This is a genomic window from Pseudomonas sp. FSL R10-0056, from assembly GCF_009600105.1.
In the GTDB taxonomy this organism is placed as follows: Bacteria; Pseudomonadota; Gammaproteobacteria; order Pseudomonadales; family Pseudomonadaceae; genus Aquipseudomonas; species Aquipseudomonas bubulae.
The window spans coordinates 1-16,549 of sequence record NZ_WIWL01000184.1 but is presented as its reverse complement, the minus strand read 5'-3'; the positions used below and the strand labels follow the sequence as shown (position 1 = coordinate 16,549).

The following is a 16,549-nucleotide window of genomic DNA, read 5'->3' as shown; positions in this document are numbered from 1 at the left end:
GGGCGTTTTATGGAAAAGACGAAGCAGGCTGACCCGTCATCTGTTCCGCGACATGTCGCGATCATCATGGACGGTAATAATCGCTGGGCAAAAAAACGCTTTCTGCCAGGTGTTGCCGGGCATAAAGCGGGTGTGGATGCAGTTCGCGCGGTCATTGAAGTGTGTGCCGGGGCCGGGGTCGAGGTACTGACCCTGTTCGCGTTTTCCAGTGAAAACTGGCAGCGGCCCGCCGCTGAAGTCAGTGCCTTGATGGACCTGTTTTTCAGGGCGCTGCGTCGTGAGGCCAAGCGCCTCAACGAAAACGAGATCAGCCTGCGGATCATTGGCGACCGCTCGCGCTTTCATCCCGATTTGCAAAAGGCGATGCGTGAAGCGGAAGCAATGACAGTGGGCGAAGGCCGCTTTGTCTTGCAGATTGCCGCCAATTACGGTGGCCAGTGGGATATCGCGCAGGCCGCGCAGCAGTTGGCGCGTCAAGTCCAGACAGGGCACTTGCAGCCGGAGGATATCACTCCGGGTTTGCTGCAAACCTGTCTGGTAACGGGTGATCTGCCATTGCCCGATCTGTGTATCCGCACCGGTGGCGAGCACCGCATCAGTAATTTCTTGCTGTGGCAGCTGGCCTATTCCGAGTTGTACTTCTCCGACCTGTTCTGGCCGGACTTCAAACACGAGGCCATGCAGCACGCATTGGCTGATTTCGCTTCTCGCCAGCGCCGCTTCGGTAAAACGAGCGAGCAGGTTGAGGCTGGAGCCCGGATTTAATGCTTAAACAAAGAATCATCACTGCACTTATCTTGCTGCCAATTGCCTTGTGTGGCTTTTTCCTGCTCGAGGGCAGCGGCTTTGCGCTGTTTATTGGCCTGGTCGTGACCCTGGGTGCCTGGGAGTGGGCGCGTCTTGCCGGCTTTGAGGCGCAAGGTGCACGGGTGCTGTTTGCTGTAGTAGTGGCCGCGCTGCTGTTGGGGCTGCATATATTCCCCGATCTGGCGCCCTGGGTGCTGGGCGCGGCGGTGTTGTGGTGGGCGACAGCGACCTTTCTGGTGCTGACCTTTCCGCAATCGGCTGCGCACTGGTCGAGTATGGCGGCCAGGCTGGTGATCGGTCTGTTGATCCTGCTGCCGGCCTGGCAAGGGCTGGTCCTGATCAAGGCGATGCCGCTGGGCAACTGGCTGATCATGGCGGTGATGGTTCTGGTATGGGGCGCAGATATTGGTGCCTATTTTTCCGGGCGCAAATTCGGCAAGCGCAAGCTTGCCCCCAAGGTCAGCCCGGGCAAAAGCTGGGAAGGTGTATTTGGCGGTCTGTTGCTCAGCCTGCTGATCACCGCGGTCGTGGGTATAGTGCGTGACTGGAGCGCTTCGCAGATGTTTGTTGCACTGCTGGGCGCTGCTGTGATCGTCCTGATTTCGGTGGTGGGCGACCTCACGGAAAGCATGTTCAAACGCCAGGCCGGGGTCAAAGACAGCAGTAACCTGCTGCCGGGCCATGGTGGTGTACTGGATCGTATCGACAGCCTGACGGCGGCGATCCCGGTATTTGCTGTATTGCTGTGGATGGCGGCTTCATGAGCCGTCCACAACAGATTACTGTTCTGGGGGCTACGGGTTCCATTGGCCTGAGCACCCTGGATGTTATTGCGCGTCACCCTGACCGCTATCAGGCCTTTGCCCTGACAGGCTACAGCCGTCTCGCCGAACTGCTGGCCTTGTGCATCAAGCACCGGCCGCAGGTTGCCGTGGTGCCGGATGAGCGTGCTGCCAGCCAGTTACAGGCGGATTTGCGCGCAGCCGGGCTCAATACCGAAGTATTGGTAGGTGAGGAGGGCTTGTGTCAGGTTTCGTCGGCTCCTGAAGTGGATTCGGTGATGGCGGCAATTGTCGGTGCCGCAGGCCTGCGCCCGACACTGGCGGCGGTCAATGCCGGCAAGAAGATCCTGCTGGCCAACAAAGAAGCGTTGGTGATGACCGGCGACCTGTTTATGCAGGCCGTGCGTCGCAGCGGTTCGGTATTGCTGCCCATCGACAGCGAACACAACGCGATTTTCCAGTGCTTGCCCCGGGACTTTTCCCGTGGCCTGGGTAATGTCGGTGTTCGTCGGATTTTGCTGACAGCCTCTGGTGGTCCATTCCGTGAGACGCCGCTGGCAGAGCTTGAGCATGTCACGCCGGATCAAGCCTGTGCTCATCCCAATTGGTCGATGGGGCGCAAGATTTCGGTAGATTCGGCCAGCATGATGAACAAAGGCCTGGAGCTGATCGAGGCCTGCTGGCTGTTTGATGCACGCCCGGAACAGGTCGAGGTGGTGATCCATCCGCAAAGCGTGATTCACTCGCTGGTCGATTATGTGGATGGCTCGGTGCTGGCCCAGTTGGGCAACCCCGATATGCGTACGCCGATTGCCAATGCCCTGGCCTGGCCTGAGCGGATTGACTCGGGTGTTGCGCCGTTGGACCTGTTTGCAGTGGCGCGGCTGGACTTCCAGCGCCCTGACGAGCAACGCTTCCCTTGTTTGCGTCTGGCTCGCGAGGCTGCCATGGCGGGCAATAGCGCGCCAGCGATGCTCAATGCGGCAAACGAAGTTGCCGTGGCCGCCTTTTTGGACGGGCGAATCCGTTATCCGCAGATCGCGCGTATTATCGAAGACGTATTGAACAGCGAGCCCGTTGTGGCCGTCGACGAATTGGAAGCGGTATTTGCCGCAGATAGCAAAGCCCGGATGCTGGCTGAACAGTGGTTGAGTCGTAACGGCTGAAAGTGATGTGAGCCGGAACCGGACAGAATCGCGGAGAAAGTAGATGAGTGCGCTCTATATGATTGTTGGCACCCTGGTGGCATTGGGTGTGCTGGTCACTTTTCATGAATTCGGTCACTTTTGGGTGGCGCGCCGTTGTGGCGTCAAGGTTCTGCGCTTCTCCGTGGGCTTCGGTACGCCTCTGCTCCGCTGGCATGACCGCCAGGGCACCGAGTTTGTAGTTGCTGCCATTCCGTTGGGTGGCTACGTCAAGATGCTCGATGAGCGCGAAGGCGAAGTGCCCGCCGAGCAGCGCGATCAATCGTTTAACCGCAAGACCGTAGGCCAGCGCATTGCCATCGTTGCGGCCGGGCCAATTGCCAACTTCATGTTGGCCATGGCGTTCTTCTGGGTGCTGGCAATGATGGGCAGCCAGCAGGTGCGGCCGGTCATCGGTGCAGTGGAAAGCGGCAGCCTGGCGGCTCAGGCCGGGCTGACTGCCGGTCAGGAAATCGTCTCCATCGATGGCGAGCAAACCACGGGCTGGTCAAACGTCAACCTGCAGCTGGTTCGCCGTCTGGGCGAAAGCGGTTCGTTGCAGGTGGTGGTGCGTGAGCCGGGTACAACGGCTGAAACGTCCCGTCAGTTGGTATTGAAAGACTGGCTCAAGGGCGCTGATGAGCCGGATCCGATCAAGTCGTTGGGGATTCGCCCATGGCGTCCCGAGTTGCCAGCCGTTCTGGCAGAACTCGACCCTAAAGGCCCTGCCCAGGCTGCCGGGCTTAAAACCGGTGACAAGCTGCTGGCCATCGACGATCAGCCGGTCAAGGACTGGCAGCAGGTCGTGGACTGGGTGCGGGTACATCCGCAAGCCCGTATTGTTTTGCATGTCGAGCGCGACGGTGTGCCGGTAGAGATTCCGGTCACGCTGGCTGCGCGTGGCGAAGGCAAGGCGGCAACCGGTTATCTGGGGGCCGGCGTCAAAGGTGTCGACTGGCCACCATCGATGATCCGTGAAGTCAGCTATGGCCCGCTCGCGGCAATCGGGGAGGGGGCCAAACGCACCTGGACCATGAGCATATTGACGCTCGACTCACTCAAGAAAATGTTGTTCGGCGAGCTCTCGGTAAAAAACTTGAGTGGACCGATAACCATTGCTAAAGTGGCGGGCGCTTCTGCCCAGTCGGGTGTTGCTGATTTCCTGAATTTCCTGGCTTATCTGAGTATCAGCCTCGGGGTTCTGAATTTGTTGCCCATACCTGTACTGGATGGGGGACATTTGTTGTTTTATCTGATCGAGTGGGTGCGTGGTCGCCCCTTGTCGGATCGGGTGCAGGGTTGGGGAATGCAGATCGGTATCAGCTTGGTGGTCGGGGTGATGTTACTTGCCTTGATCAACGATCTGGGCCGTCTGTAAACGCTTCGCTGAATTGCGAATCTGCCGCATTTTGCGGCAGTTTGTTTATTGCCAGTTGGAATAAGAAAGGACTTCATGAAACGTCTGCTGCTAACTGCGGTTCTCGCCGTACTGATGATCGCCGAAGTTCACGCCGAGTCCTTCACTATCTCTGATATCCGTGTCAACGGCCTCCAGCGGGTTTCCGCCGGTAGTGTGTTTGGCGCGTTGCCTCTGAACGTGGGTGAAGTAGCGGATGACCGCCGTCTGGTGGAATCCACTCGTGCGTTGTTCAAAACCGGGTTCTTTCAGGACATCCAACTGGGTCGTGATGGCAATGTGCTTGTTATCACGGTTGTCGAACGTCCTTCCGTCTCCAGCATCACCATTGACGGCAACAAGGCGATCTCCACTGATGACCTTATGAAAGGTCTTAAACAGTCGGGCCTGGCCGAAGGTGAAATCTTCCAGCGCGCCACCCTTGAAGGCGTGCGCAACGAACTGCAACGCCAGTATGTTGCCCAGGGCCGCTACTCGGCGACGGTAGACACCGAAGTGGTGCCCGAGCCGCGTAACCGGGTTGCCTTGAAGGTCAATATCAACGAGGGCACGGTTGCCGCGATCCAGCACATCAACGTGGTGGGCAACACGGTTTTCCCTGAGTCCGACCTGGTTGACCTGTTTGAACTCAAGACCACGAACTGGCTGTCGTTCTTCAAGAACGACGACAAGTACGCACGTGAAAAACTGTCGGGTGACCTTGAGCGTCTGCGCTCCTACTACCTCGATCGCGGCTATATCAATATGGATATTGCTTCGACCCAGGTATCGATCACGCCTGACAAGAAAAGCGTCTACATCACCGTTAACGTGAATGAAGGCGAAAAATACAATGTTGGCGAAGTGAAACTGAGCGGTGACCTCAAGGTTCCGGAAGATCAGATCAAGTCGCTGCTGCTGGTTCAGCCGGGCCAGGTGTTCTCGCGCAAGCTGATGACCACCACCTCGGAGCTGATCACCCGTCGTCTGGGTAACGAGGGCTATACCTTCGCCAACGTCAACGGCGTACCTCAGCCAAACCCTGAAGATCACACCGTGGCCATCACCTTTGTGGTCGATCCGGGCAAGCGTGCTTACGTCAACCGCATCAACTACCGCGGCAACACCAAGTCGGCTGACGAAGTGCTGCGTCGCGAAATGCGCCAGATGGAAGGTGGCTGGGCATCGACTTACCTGATTGACCAGTCCAAGGTCCGCCTTGAGCGTCTGGGCTTCTTCAAGGAAGTCAACGTCGAGACTCCGGCAGTGCCAGGCACTGACGATCAGGTTGACGTGAACTATGCAGTAGAAGAGCAGGCGTCGGGTTCCATTACCGCCAGCGTCGGTTTTGCCCAGAGCGCAGGTTTGATCCTGGGCGGTTCGATTACCCAGAACAACTTCCTGGGTACGGGCAACAAGGTCAGCATTGGCCTGACCCGCAGCGAATACCAGAGCCGCTACAACTTCAGCTATGTCGATCCGTACTGGACAGCTGATGGTGTGAGCCTGGGTTACAACGCTTTCTACCGCACTACCGACTACAAAGACCTCGACGTTGACGTAGCAAACTACTCGGTGGACAGCCTGGGTGCTGGTATCACCATGGGCTACCCGATCAGCGACACATCGCGCCTGACCTATGGCCTGACTGTGCAGCAGGATGAAATCAGCACCGGCCAGTACACCGTTGACGAGATTTTCGACTTCGTAAACCGTGAAGGCGACAAGTACCTCAACTTCAAGGCATCGGTCGGCTGGTCTGAATCGACCCTGAACAAAGGCGTATTGCCGACTCGCGGCAGCTCGCAGAGCCTGGTGTTTGAAACCACCATTCCAGGCAGCGACCTGCAGTTCTACAAGCTGGACTACCGTGCCCAGCTGTTCCAGCCGTTGACCGACACCTACACCATGCGCCTGCACACCGAGTTGGGCTATGGTGATGGCTATGGTTCCACCGAAGGCCTGCCGTTCTATGAAAACTACTACGCGGGTGGCTTCAACTCGGTACGTGGCTTCAAGGACAGCGCTCTGGGCCCACGCAGCACCCCAAGCCGTGGTGCTGGTGTAACCGGTAACGTAGGCACCATCGCCGACCCGGACCAGGATCCGCTGCCATTCGGTGGTAACGTGCTGATCCAGGGTGGTGTGGAAGTGTTGTTCCCTATGCCGTTCGTCAAAGACCAGCGTTCCCTGCGCACCTCCGTGTTCTGGGATGTGGGTAACGTGTTCGACACCAACTGCAAGGGCGATACCAAGGATTGCGATATCGGCTTCAGCAACCTGGCCAGCTCTGTGGGTGTGGGTGTGACCTGGGTGACTGCGCTTGGCCCGCTGAGTTTCAGCTTGGCCATGCCGATCAAGAAACCGGATGATGCCGACACTCAAGTGTTCCAATTCTCCCTCGGCCAGACTTTCTAAAGCCTGACTTCAGATACAGACAACGGATTTTTTAGGAGTGCATCGTGCGTAAGTTGACTCAATTGGTTCTCCTGGCTTCGGTTCTAGTGGCTGGCCCGGCTTTCGCCGACATGAAAATTGCCGTGCTGAACTATCAGATGGCATTGCTTGAATCGGACGCCGCCAAGCGTTACGCCGTAGATGCCGAGAAGAAATTTGGCCCGCAACTGACCAAGCTCAAAAGCCTGGAAAGCAGCGCCAAGGGTATTCAGGACCGTCTGGTAAAAGGCGGCGACAAAATGCAGCAGGGCGAGCGTGAGCGTCTGGAGCTTGAATTCAAGCAAAAGGCCCGTGACTTTCAGTTCCAGTCCAAGGAACTGAACGAAGCCAAAGCCGTTGCTGACCGTGAAATGCTGAAACAGCTGAAGCCGAAACTGGACAGCGCTGTTGAAGAAGTCATCAAAAAAGGCGCCTTTGACCTGGTGTTCGAGCGTGGTGCTGTGATTGATGTTAAACCTCAGTACGACATCACTCGCCAAGTTATCGAGCGCATGAATCAGCTGAAGTAATTATGACTGCGACTATAAAACTCGGCCAATTGGCCGAGTTCCTCGGGGCCACCTTGCGTGGCTCTGCGGAGAAAGAAATCACTGGGCTAGCCACTTTACAAGAGGCTGGCCCAGCTCAGTTGAGCTTTCTGGCCAACCCCCAGTACCGAAAATTCCTTGTCGACTGCCAGGCCGGAGCTGTATTGCTCAAGGCTGCTGACGCCGAAGAGTATCCCGGTGATGCCCTGGTTGTGCCGGATCCTTACCTGGCTTATGCGCGGATTTCCCATCTGTTTGATCCCAAACCCAAAGCCACTGCCGGCGTTCATCCATCGGCAGTGATTGCTGCTGACGCGGTGGTTGACCCTGCGGCGAGCATTGGTGCGTTTGCCGTCATCGAAAGCGGTGCGCGCATCGCTGCCGGTGTCACGGTGGGCCCTCATTGCTTTATCGGGGCGCGTTGCGAAATCGGTGAAGGCGGCTGGCTGGCTCCACGCGTGACGCTTTATCACGATGTTCGCATCGGCAAGCGCGTGGTTATTCAGTCGGGCGCAGTGCTGGGCGGTGAAGGCTTTGGTTTTGCCAACGAAAAAGGCGTGTGGCAAAAAATCGCGCAAATCGGTGGTGTGACCATTGGTGATGATGTCGAAATCGGTGTCAACACGGCCATCGACCGCGGCGCCCTGGCCGATACCGTAATCGGTAATGGGGTCAAGCTGGATAACCAGATCCAGATCGCGCACAACGTTCAGGTCGGTGACCATACGGCCATGGCCGCATGTGTCGGGATCTCGGGCAGCACCAAGATCGGCAAGCACTGCATGCTGGCAGGTGGTGTCGGTTTGGTGGGGCACATTGAAATTTGTGACAATGTATTCTTGACTGGCATGACAATGGTGACCCACTCGATTACCGAGCCTGGCGCCTACTCTTCCGGTACCGCGATGCAGCCGGCCGCCGAGTGGCGCAAAAGTGCGGCACGTATTCGTCAGCTGGACGATATCGCCCGGCGATTGAAACAACTGGAAAAGCACGTCGGTAAGTGACCCCCGGCGGTAAAGCTTCTTCAAAAGGTTAATACAATTTCCATATCAAGCGTGCAGAGCCATTGGTTTGCTTCCTTGATTTGCTAGAGGAGCGCGCCTTAGTCGCGCGCGCCCAATCTTTATTACAGGCTTCCCCACGAAATGATGGACATCAACGAGATTCGCGAATATCTGCCCCACCGTTACCCGTTCCTGCTGGTGGACCGAGTGGTGGATCTGGATGTCGAGAACAAGCGCATTCGTGCCTACAAGAATGTCAGCATCAATGAGCCTTTTTTCAACGGTCACTTCCCGGCCCACCCGATCATGCCGGGCGTGTTGATCATCGAGGCCATGGCTCAGGCAGCCGGCATCCTTGGTTTCAAGATGATGGACCTCAAGCCGGCTGACGGTACACTTTATTACTTCGTAGGTTCCGACAAGCTACGCTTTCGTCAGCCTGTGCTGCCAGGTGATCAACTGATCCTTGAGGCCAAGTTCTTGAGCTGCAAGCGTTCCATCTGGAAGTTCGAGTGCCAGGCAACGGTTGACGGCAAGCCGGTATGCTCGGCTGAAATCATTTGTGCGGAACGCAAACTATGAGTTTGATTGACCCTCGCGCAATCATCGATCCGACGGCCATTTTGGCCGACGACGTCGAGGTCGGCCCTTGGTCGATCATCGGCGCTGGTGTGGAAATCGGCGAGGGGACTGTGATTGGGCCGCATGTGATTCTCAAGGGCCCAACCAGGATCGGTAAGCACAATCGCATCTACCAGTTTTCTTCGGTAGGTGAGGACACCCCTGATCTGAAGTACAAGGGTGAGGAAACTCGCCTGGTGATCGGTGACCACAACGTGATTCGTGAAGGTGTCACCATTCATCGCGGCACCATTCAGGACCGCTCTGAAACCACGCTGGGTGATCACAACCTGGTAATGGCCTATGCCCATATCGGCCATGACAGCGTTATTGGCAACCATTGCATCCTGGTCAATAACTCTGCGTTGGCAGGCCATGTGCACATGGGTGACTGGGCCATCCTGTCCGGTTTTACCCTGGTCCATCAGTTCTGCCACATCGGTGCGCACAGCTTTTCGGGCATGGGCACTGCCATTGGCAAGGACGTTCCTGCATTTGTAACCGTGTTTGGCAGCCCTGCCGAAGCACGCAGCATGAACTTCGAAGGCATGCGTCGTCGCGGCTTCAGTGACGATGCCATCCATGCCTTGCGTCGTGCCTACAAGGTGGTTTACCGCCAGGGGTTGACTGTTGATCAGGCGCTTGCAGAATTGGCCGAGCCTGCTGCTCAGTTCCCGGAAGTTGCCATGTTTGTAGAGTCCATTCGCTCTTCCACTCGCGGCATCACGCGCTAGTCATGGCCAGATTGCGTATCGCGCTGGTAGCGGGTGAGGCCTCGGGCGACATATTGGGTTCGGGGTTGATGCGGGCACTCAAGGCCCAGCATTCTGATATCGAATTTATCGGCGTGGGTGGTCCATTGATGGAAGCAGAGGGCATGAGCTCCTACTTCCCGATGGAACGTCTGTCGGTGATGGGCCTGGTTGAAGTGCTGGGTCGCCTGCGTGAATTGCTCAAGCGCCGCAAGCTGTTGGTTCAGACCCTGATCGCCGAAAAGCCCGACGTGTTTATCGGCATCGACGCCCCCGATTTCACCCTCAATATCGAACTTCAATTGCGTCGTGCCGGGATCAAGACCGTGCATTATGTGAGCCCGTCCGTGTGGGCGTGGCGGCAGAAGCGCGTGCTGAAAATCCGCGAAGGTTGCGATTTGATGCTGACGTTGCTGCCATTCGAGGCGCGCTTTTACGAAGAGCACGGTGTGCCCGTGCGTTTTGTCGGGCATTCGCTGGCAGACACCATTCCTCTTGAGGCCGACAAGGCCGGTGCGCGCGCCGAGTTGGGCCTGCCTGACGGGCCGTTGGTCGCCTTGATGCCGGGTAGTCGTGGTGGTGAAGTTGGCAAGCTTGGCGGGTTGTTTCTCGATGCCGCGCAAATAATCCGCCAAGCTCGCCCTGATGTGCGCTTTGTGTTGCCTTGCGCGAACGCAGCGCGTCGTGAGCAGATCGAACAGTTGCTGGTGGGGCGCGACCTGCCGCTGACCTTGCTCGACGGCCAGTCGCACCTCGCGCTCGCGGCCTGTGATGCGGTCTTGATCGCATCGGGCACGGCCACTCTTGAAGCCTTGCTGTACAAGCGGCCGATGGTGGTGGCTTATCGTCTTGCGCGTCTCACGTTCTGGATTCTCAAGCGTCTGGTCAAAAGCCCGTATGTGTCGCTGCCCAACTTGCTGGCCCAGCGCATGCTGGTGCCCGAGCTGTTGCAGGATGCAGCCACGCCTGAGGCACTGGCCCGCACCTTGCTGCCTTTGCTTGAGGGTGGTGAAGAGCAGACCCGCGGCTTTGACGAAATTCATCGCACCTTGCGTCTCGACGCTTCCAATCAGGCCGCCAAAGCGGTATTGGACCTGATTGCACAATCCAAATGAGTAAAGTAACCATGCAAATCGGCTTGGACTTCAATCTGGTCGAAGACCTCGTGGCGGGTGTCGATGAAGTGGGTCGTGGCCCCTTGTGCGGTGCTGTGGTAACGGCCGCCGTGATTCTCGACCCCAATCGGCCTATCGCCGGGCTCAATGATTCGAAAAAGCTCACTGAAGCCCGTCGCGAAAAGCTCTTCGACGAAATTCGTGAAAAAGCACTGAGCTGGTGCATTGCCCGGGCCGAAGTCGAAGAAATCGACGAGCTGAACATTCTGCACGCCACCATGCTGGCCATGCAGCGCGCTGTTGAAGGACTGAGCATTACCCCGAAACTGGCCATGATCGACGGTAATCGTTGCCCCAAGCTGGCCATGCCAGCCGAGGCCGTGGTCAAGGGCGATAGCAAGGTACCGGCAATTGCCGCGGCATCGATTCTGGCCAAGGTCAGCCGCGACCGCGAAATGGCTGCATTCGAGCTGCAGTACCCTGGCTATGGCATTGGCGGGCACAAGGGTTACCCAACGGCCGTTCATCTTGCAGCCCTTGAGCGCCTGGGGCCTACACCGATACATCGCCGTTCGTTTGGTCCGGTGCGTCGTGCTTACGAGGCCCTTGAAGGCCTTTAGCCATAAGGCTGATGTTTTTGCCAAGGCCCGGTACAATCCGGGCCTTGTTGTTTCTCAAAGCTTATAGACAGGATCACCATGCCGGCTTCATTCGTTCACCTGCGCCTGCACACTGAATACTCCCTGGTCGATGGCCTGGTGCGGATCAAACCGCTGATCAAAACTCTGGCCGGCATGAATATGCCCGCTGTCGCGGTGACCGATCAGAACAACATGTGCTCCCTGGTCAAGTTCTACAAGGCGGCCATGGGCGGCGGCATCAAGCCGATCAGTGGTGCAGACCTGTGGCTGTCGAACAAGGACCCTGAAAACCCCCTCAGCCGTATCAGCCTGTTGGCGATGAACCCGTTGGGCTATCGCAACCTGACCGAGCTGATCTCCCGTGGTTACATCGATGGCCAGCGCAATGGCCAGGTCATCATCGAGCGCGAGTGGGTAGCCGAGGCCGCCGATGGCCTGATCATGCTGTCGGCTGCGAAAGAGGGCGAGATCGGTGTCGCGCTGATCAGTGGCAACACTGAAGAAGCCGAGACCCTGGCCCGAGAATGGATGACGGTGTTCCCTGACCGCTTCTATATCGAAGTGCAGCGTACCAAGCGTCCCAATGACGAAGAGCATCTGCATGCGGCTGTGGCCCTGGCAGACAAGATCGGCGCGCCGCTGGTGGCAACCAACGATGTGCGCTTTATCAGGCAACAGGACTTTGAGGCTCACGAAACCCGCGTCTGCATTGGTGAGGGCCGGGCACTGGACGACCCGCGTCGCTCCAAGAATTACAGCGATCAGCAGTATCTGAAAAGCGCCGAGGAAATGGCCGAGCTGTTCAGTGACTTGCCTGATGCTTTGGCAAATACGGTTGAAATTGCCAAACGCTGCAATATCGAAGTAAAGCTGGGCACTCACTTTTTGCCCAACTTCCCGATCCCTGATGGCATGACCATCGATGAATATTTCCGCAAGGTGTCATTTGACGGCCTGGAAGAGCGCCTGAGCGTTCTGCTGCCCAAAGACACCACCGAGGATTACGACACCAAGCGTCAGGTGTATGTCGACCGGCTGAATTTCGAACTGGATATCATCATCCAGATGGGGTTCCCGGGTTACTTCCTGATCGTGATGGACTTTATTCAGTGGGCCAAGAGCAATGGCGTACCGGTAGGACCGGGCCGGGGGTCGGGTGCCGGCTCGCTGGTGGCCTATGTACAGAAGATCACCGACCTTGATCCGCTGGAATACGACCTCCTGTTCGAACGATTCCTTAACCCGGAACGGGTATCGATGCCCGACTTCGACGTCGACTTCTGCATGGATGGTCGCGACCGGGTAATCGAGTATGTGGCCGAAAAATACGGACGCAACGCGGTAAGCCAGATCATCACTTTCGGTTCGATGGCCGCCAAGGCGGTAATCCGTGACGTGGCGCGGGTGCAGGGCAAGTCCTACGGCCTGGCGGATCGTCTGTCGAAGATGATTCCGTTTGAAGTCGGTATGACCCTGGAAAAAGCCTTCGAGCAGGAAGAAATCCTGCGCGACTTTATCAAGGTTGATGAAGAAGCGGCCGAAATCTGGGAAATGGCCCGCAAGCTTGAAGGCGTTGTACGTAACGTCGGCAAGCACGCCGGTGGTGTGGTGATCGCACCGACCAAACTGACTGACTTCTCGCCGATTTACTGCGACGAAGAGGGTGGTGGTCTGGTTACCCAGTTCGACAAGGATGACGTTGAGTCTGCTGGCCTGGTGAAGTTCGACTTCCTCGGTCTGCGGACCCTGACAGTGATCGACTGGGCGTTGAAAACCATCAACCGCGATCGCGCCAAGGTCGACGAGCCGCCGCTGGATATCGCCTTTATCCCGCTGGACGACAAGCCGACCTACCAGTTGCTGCAAAAGGCCGAAACCACCGCGGTGTTCCAGCTCGAGTCGCGCGGTATGAAAGAGCTGATCAAAAAGCTCAAGCCCGACTGCCTGGAAGACTTGATCGCACTGGTGGCCCTGTTCCGTCCAGGGCCGCTGCAGTCAGGCATGGTTGATGACTTTATCAACCGTAAGCACGGTCGCGCCGAACTGGCGTACCCGCACTCCGATTACCAGTACGAAGGCCTCAAGCCGGTATTGGCACCCACTTACGGCATCATTCTGTATCAGGAACAGGTGATGCAGATTGCCCAGGTCATGGCCGGTTATACCCTCGGCGGCGCTGACATGCTGCGTCGGGCCATGGGCAAGAAAAAACCCGAAGAAATGGCCAAGCAGCGCGGTGGCTTTATTGAAGGTTGCGCCAATAACAATATTGACGCTGACCTGGCCGGTAACATTTTCGACCTGGTGGAAAAATTTGCCGGTTACGGTTTCAACAAGTCCCACTCCGCTGCCTACGGCCTGGTGTCGTACCAGACCGCCTGGCTGAAAACCCACTACCCGGCGCCATTTATGGCCGCGGTACTGTCGGCGGATATGCACAACACCGACAAGGTGGTGATCCTGATCGAAGAGATTCGCAGCATGAAGCTGCGTCTCGATGCGCCGGATGTGAATGCCTCGGAGTTCAAGTTCACGGTGAACGATGAAGGCCGGATCATTTATGGCCTGGGGGCGATCAAGGGGGTGGGCGAGGGGCCTGTCGAGGCCATTACCGAGGCGCGTCAGGACGGCCCGTTCAAGGATTTGTTCGATTTCTGCGCCCGGGTTGACCTCAAACGTATCAACAAGCGTACTCTTGATGGCCTGATCCGCAGCGGTGCCCTTGACCGCCTGGGGCCGTTTTTCCATGACGAGCCCAAGGCCTGGCAAGCCAACATCGACCAGAACCGTGCGGTGTTGCTGTCGGCGCTGGAAGAAGCGATCAAGGCAGCCGAACAAACTGCGCGCACCCATGACAGCGGGCACGCCGACCTGTTTGGCGGGTTGTTTGTCGAGGCTGATGCGGACGTCTATGCCCACCACCGCAAGGCCAGGGAACTGACGCTCAAGGAGCGACTCAAAGGCGAGAAGGACACTCTGGGCCTGTACCTGACCGGCCATCCGATTGACGAGTACGAGGGCGAGATCCGCCGCTTTGCCCGCCAGCGCATTATTGATCTCAAGCCAGCCCGTGATACCCAGACCGTTGCCGGGATGATTATCGCGTTGCGGGTGATGAAGAACAAAAAAGGCGACAAGATGGGCTTTATCACTCTCGATGACCGTTCGGCGCGCATTGAAGCGTCGTTGTTTGCCGAGGCGTTTCATTCGGCGCAGTCGCTGTTGCAGACTGATGCGATGGTGGTGGTCGAAGGTGAAGTCAGCAATGACGACTTCTCCGGTGGCCTGCGCCTGCGGGTCAAACGGGTGATGAGCATGGAAGATGCACGCACCAGTCTGGCCGAGAGCTTGCGCCTGAAAGTGAACCGGGACGCGCTCAAGGGTGATCAGTTGCGTAATCTGGGCGAGTTGCTGAAAAAACATCGCGGAGCCTGCCCTGTCACCATGGAGTACACGGGCGAAGAGGCCAAGGCCATGTTGCAGTTTGGCGAGACCTGGCGGATCGATCCGGCAGACAGCTTGATTCAAGCCCTGCGTGACCAGTTCGGGCGAGACAACGTCTTCCTCCAATACCGTTGACGGTCAGGGGCCATAGCTGCGCCCTGACCTCGACCTGAATTTTTAATCTCGACCTGAGAGCGCCTGTCCCTTAAGGTAGGCGCGATACAGATCAACCGGCTGCCCCAGCTCGGTTAGAAACGCCAGCAATTGCTGGGTTTCAGACCCTCTGGCATGCTTTGCCGCCGACCCAAGACGGATGCTTATGAACCCGAATTTTCTTGATTTCGAACAGCCGATTGCTGACCTGCAAGCCAAAATCGAAGAGTTGCGCTTGGTTGGTAATGACAATTCGCTGAATATCAGTGATGAAATCTCTCGTCTGCAAGACAAAAGCAAAACGCTGACTGAAGATATTTTCGGCAAGCTGACCAGCTGGCAGATTGCCCGTTTGGCCCGTCACCCGCGTCGTCCCTACACGCTGGACTACATCGATCACATCTTCACCGAGTTCGATGAGCTGCATGGCGACCGCCACTTTGCCGATGACGCTGCCATTGTTGGCGGTATTGCCCGTCTGGACGATCAGCCAGTGATGGTGATTGGTCATCAGAAAGGCCGTGAAGTGCGTGAAAAGGTACGACGCAACTTCGGTATGCCGCGCCCTGAAGGCTACCGCAAGGCCTGCCGTCTGATGGAAATGGCCGAGCGCTTCAAGATGCCGATCCTGACCTTTATCGACACGCCGGGTGCTTACCCGGGTATCGACGCCGAAGAGCGCAACCAGAGCGAAGCCATTGCCTGGAACCTGCGCGTCATGTCGCGCCTGAAAACCCCTATCATCGCCACCGTTATCGGCGAAGGCGGTTCGGGCGGTGCATTGGCCATTGGCGTGTGCGACCAGTTGAACATGCTGCAGTACTCGACCTACGCGGTGATCTCGCCGGAAGGTTGCGCCTCGATTCTGTGGAAAACCGCCGAAAAAGCGCCGGACGCAGCTGAAGCCATGGGTATCACTGCAGAACGTCTGAAAGGCCTGGGCATCGTCGACAAGGTGATTGGCGAGCCATTGGGCGGCGCGCACCGTGACCCGGCTGCGGCTTCTGCGAGCATTCGTGCCGATCTGATTTCCCAGCTCGACATGCTCAAGAAGCTGGATCACGAAGCCCTGCTCAAACGTCGTTATGATCGTTTGATGAGCTACGGTCTCTGATACCTGATTAAAACCGGCCCTCACCCCAACCCTCTCCCGGAGGGAGAGGGAGCTGATTGGTGGTGTTCTCGCTACCGCGTGCGGTCAGTCCCCTCTCCCTCCGGGAGAGGGCTAGGGTGAGGGGCTTTTAATGGCTGACATGTCAACTCTACTTCTGCAAGCCCTCGGCCCCTGGCGCAACGCCAAGGCCTGGCACGTCGCGCTCTCCGGCGGACTCGATTCCACTGTTCTGCTGCACCTTCTCGTTCAATTACGTAAAACCCACTCATTACCGCCTATCACCGCTGTCCATGTGCATCATGGCCTACAGGCGGCGGCCGATGCGTGGCCAGCCCATTGTCAGGCACTGTGTAAGGGGCTTGGAGTGCCCTTGCAGGTGATTGCCGTGCAGGTGCAGGCGGGCGCAAGTGTCGAGCGTGCAGCGCGGGATGCGCGCTATCAGGCGTTTGCGGCGATCAGCGGTGCCGGGGAGGTGCTGCTGCTCGGGCAGCATCGCGATGACCAGGCTGAAACCCTGTTGTTTCGCCTGTTGCGCGGGGCGGGGGTCAG

General features: G+C 57.6%; 13 protein-coding genes and 1 pseudogene. All 14 read left to right on the top strand.

Features of this window, described 5'->3' with window-relative positions; all coding sequences use genetic code 11:
- The first annotated feature begins 9 nt into the window (after positions 1-9).
- On the top strand, positions 10-765 hold the full coding sequence (gene uppS / locus GHO42_RS14630; RefSeq protein ID WP_095001309.1) for a polyprenyl diphosphate synthase: 756 nt from the start codon (positions 10-12) through the stop codon (positions 763-765).
- Complete coding sequence (locus GHO42_RS14625; RefSeq protein WP_130872020.1) at positions 765-1,571, top strand: phosphatidate cytidylyltransferase; 807 nt, start codon at positions 765-767, stop codon at positions 1,569-1,571. The genes uppS and GHO42_RS14625 overlap by 1 nt, the downstream gene beginning before the upstream one ends.
- Positions 1,568-2,755, top strand: coding sequence for a 1-deoxy-D-xylulose-5-phosphate reductoisomerase (ispC, locus tag GHO42_RS14620; protein WP_095001311.1), 1,188 nt, complete (start codon positions 1,568-1,570; stop codon positions 2,753-2,755). The genes GHO42_RS14625 and ispC overlap by 4 nt, the downstream gene beginning before the upstream one ends.
- A 43-nt stretch (positions 2,756-2,798) precedes the next feature.
- Positions 2,799-4,151, top strand: coding sequence for a sigma E protease regulator RseP (gene rseP, locus GHO42_RS14615; protein WP_153328075.1), 1,353 nt, complete (start codon positions 2,799-2,801; stop codon positions 4,149-4,151).
- A 75-nt stretch (positions 4,152-4,226) separates the two neighbouring features.
- On the top strand, positions 4,227-6,587 hold the full coding sequence (gene bamA, locus GHO42_RS14610; protein WP_095001313.1) for an outer membrane protein assembly factor BamA: 2,361 nt from the start codon (positions 4,227-4,229) through the stop codon (positions 6,585-6,587).
- 44 nt (positions 6,588-6,631) lie between these two features.
- Positions 6,632-7,135, top strand: a complete 504-nt coding sequence (locus GHO42_RS14605) for an OmpH family outer membrane protein (RefSeq protein WP_003440444.1) — start codon at positions 6,632-6,634, stop codon at positions 7,133-7,135.
- A gap of 2 nt (positions 7,136-7,137) precedes the next feature.
- Positions 7,138-8,192: pseudogene (gene lpxD / locus GHO42_RS14600) on the top strand (UDP-3-O-(3-hydroxymyristoyl)glucosamine N-acyltransferase).
- A 109-nt stretch (positions 8,193-8,301) separates the two neighbouring features.
- Positions 8,302-8,742 (top strand): 3-hydroxyacyl-ACP dehydratase FabZ, encoded by a 441-nt coding sequence (gene fabZ, locus GHO42_RS14595; protein WP_016781990.1) that lies wholly within the window; start codon positions 8,302-8,304, stop codon positions 8,740-8,742.
- A complete protein-coding gene (gene lpxA / locus GHO42_RS14590; protein ID WP_095001315.1) occupies positions 8,739-9,515 on the top strand; it encodes an acyl-ACP--UDP-N-acetylglucosamine O-acyltransferase in 777 nt (258 codons plus the stop codon). Before fabZ ends, lpxA begins: the two co-directional genes overlap by 4 nt.
- 2 nt (positions 9,516-9,517) lie before the next feature.
- Positions 9,518-10,648 carry a lipid-A-disaccharide synthase gene (lpxB, locus tag GHO42_RS14585; RefSeq protein WP_133144274.1) on the top strand — a complete coding sequence of 377 codons (1,131 nt, stop codon included), beginning with the start codon at positions 9,518-9,520 and terminating at the stop codon, positions 10,646-10,648.
- An 11-nt stretch (positions 10,649-10,659) separates the two neighbouring features.
- A complete protein-coding gene (gene rnhB, locus GHO42_RS14580; protein WP_095001317.1) occupies positions 10,660-11,268 on the top strand; it encodes a ribonuclease HII in 609 nt (202 codons plus the stop codon).
- A 78-nt stretch (positions 11,269-11,346) separates the two neighbouring features.
- Positions 11,347-14,868, top strand: a complete 3,522-nt coding sequence (gene dnaE / locus GHO42_RS14575) for a DNA polymerase III subunit alpha (protein ID WP_095001318.1) — start codon at positions 11,347-11,349, stop codon at positions 14,866-14,868.
- 184 nt (positions 14,869-15,052) lie between these two features.
- The gene (locus GHO42_RS14570; protein ID WP_016781995.1) at positions 15,053-16,000 is read left to right on the top strand and encodes an acetyl-CoA carboxylase carboxyltransferase subunit alpha; all 948 of its coding nucleotides are present in this window, start codon (positions 15,053-15,055) and stop codon (positions 15,998-16,000) included.
- 130 nt (positions 16,001-16,130) lie between these two features.
- Positions 16,131-16,549 (top strand): tRNA lysidine(34) synthetase TilS (gene tilS, locus GHO42_RS14565; RefSeq protein ID WP_153384159.1); only part of this gene is annotated, 419 nt, incomplete at its 3' end.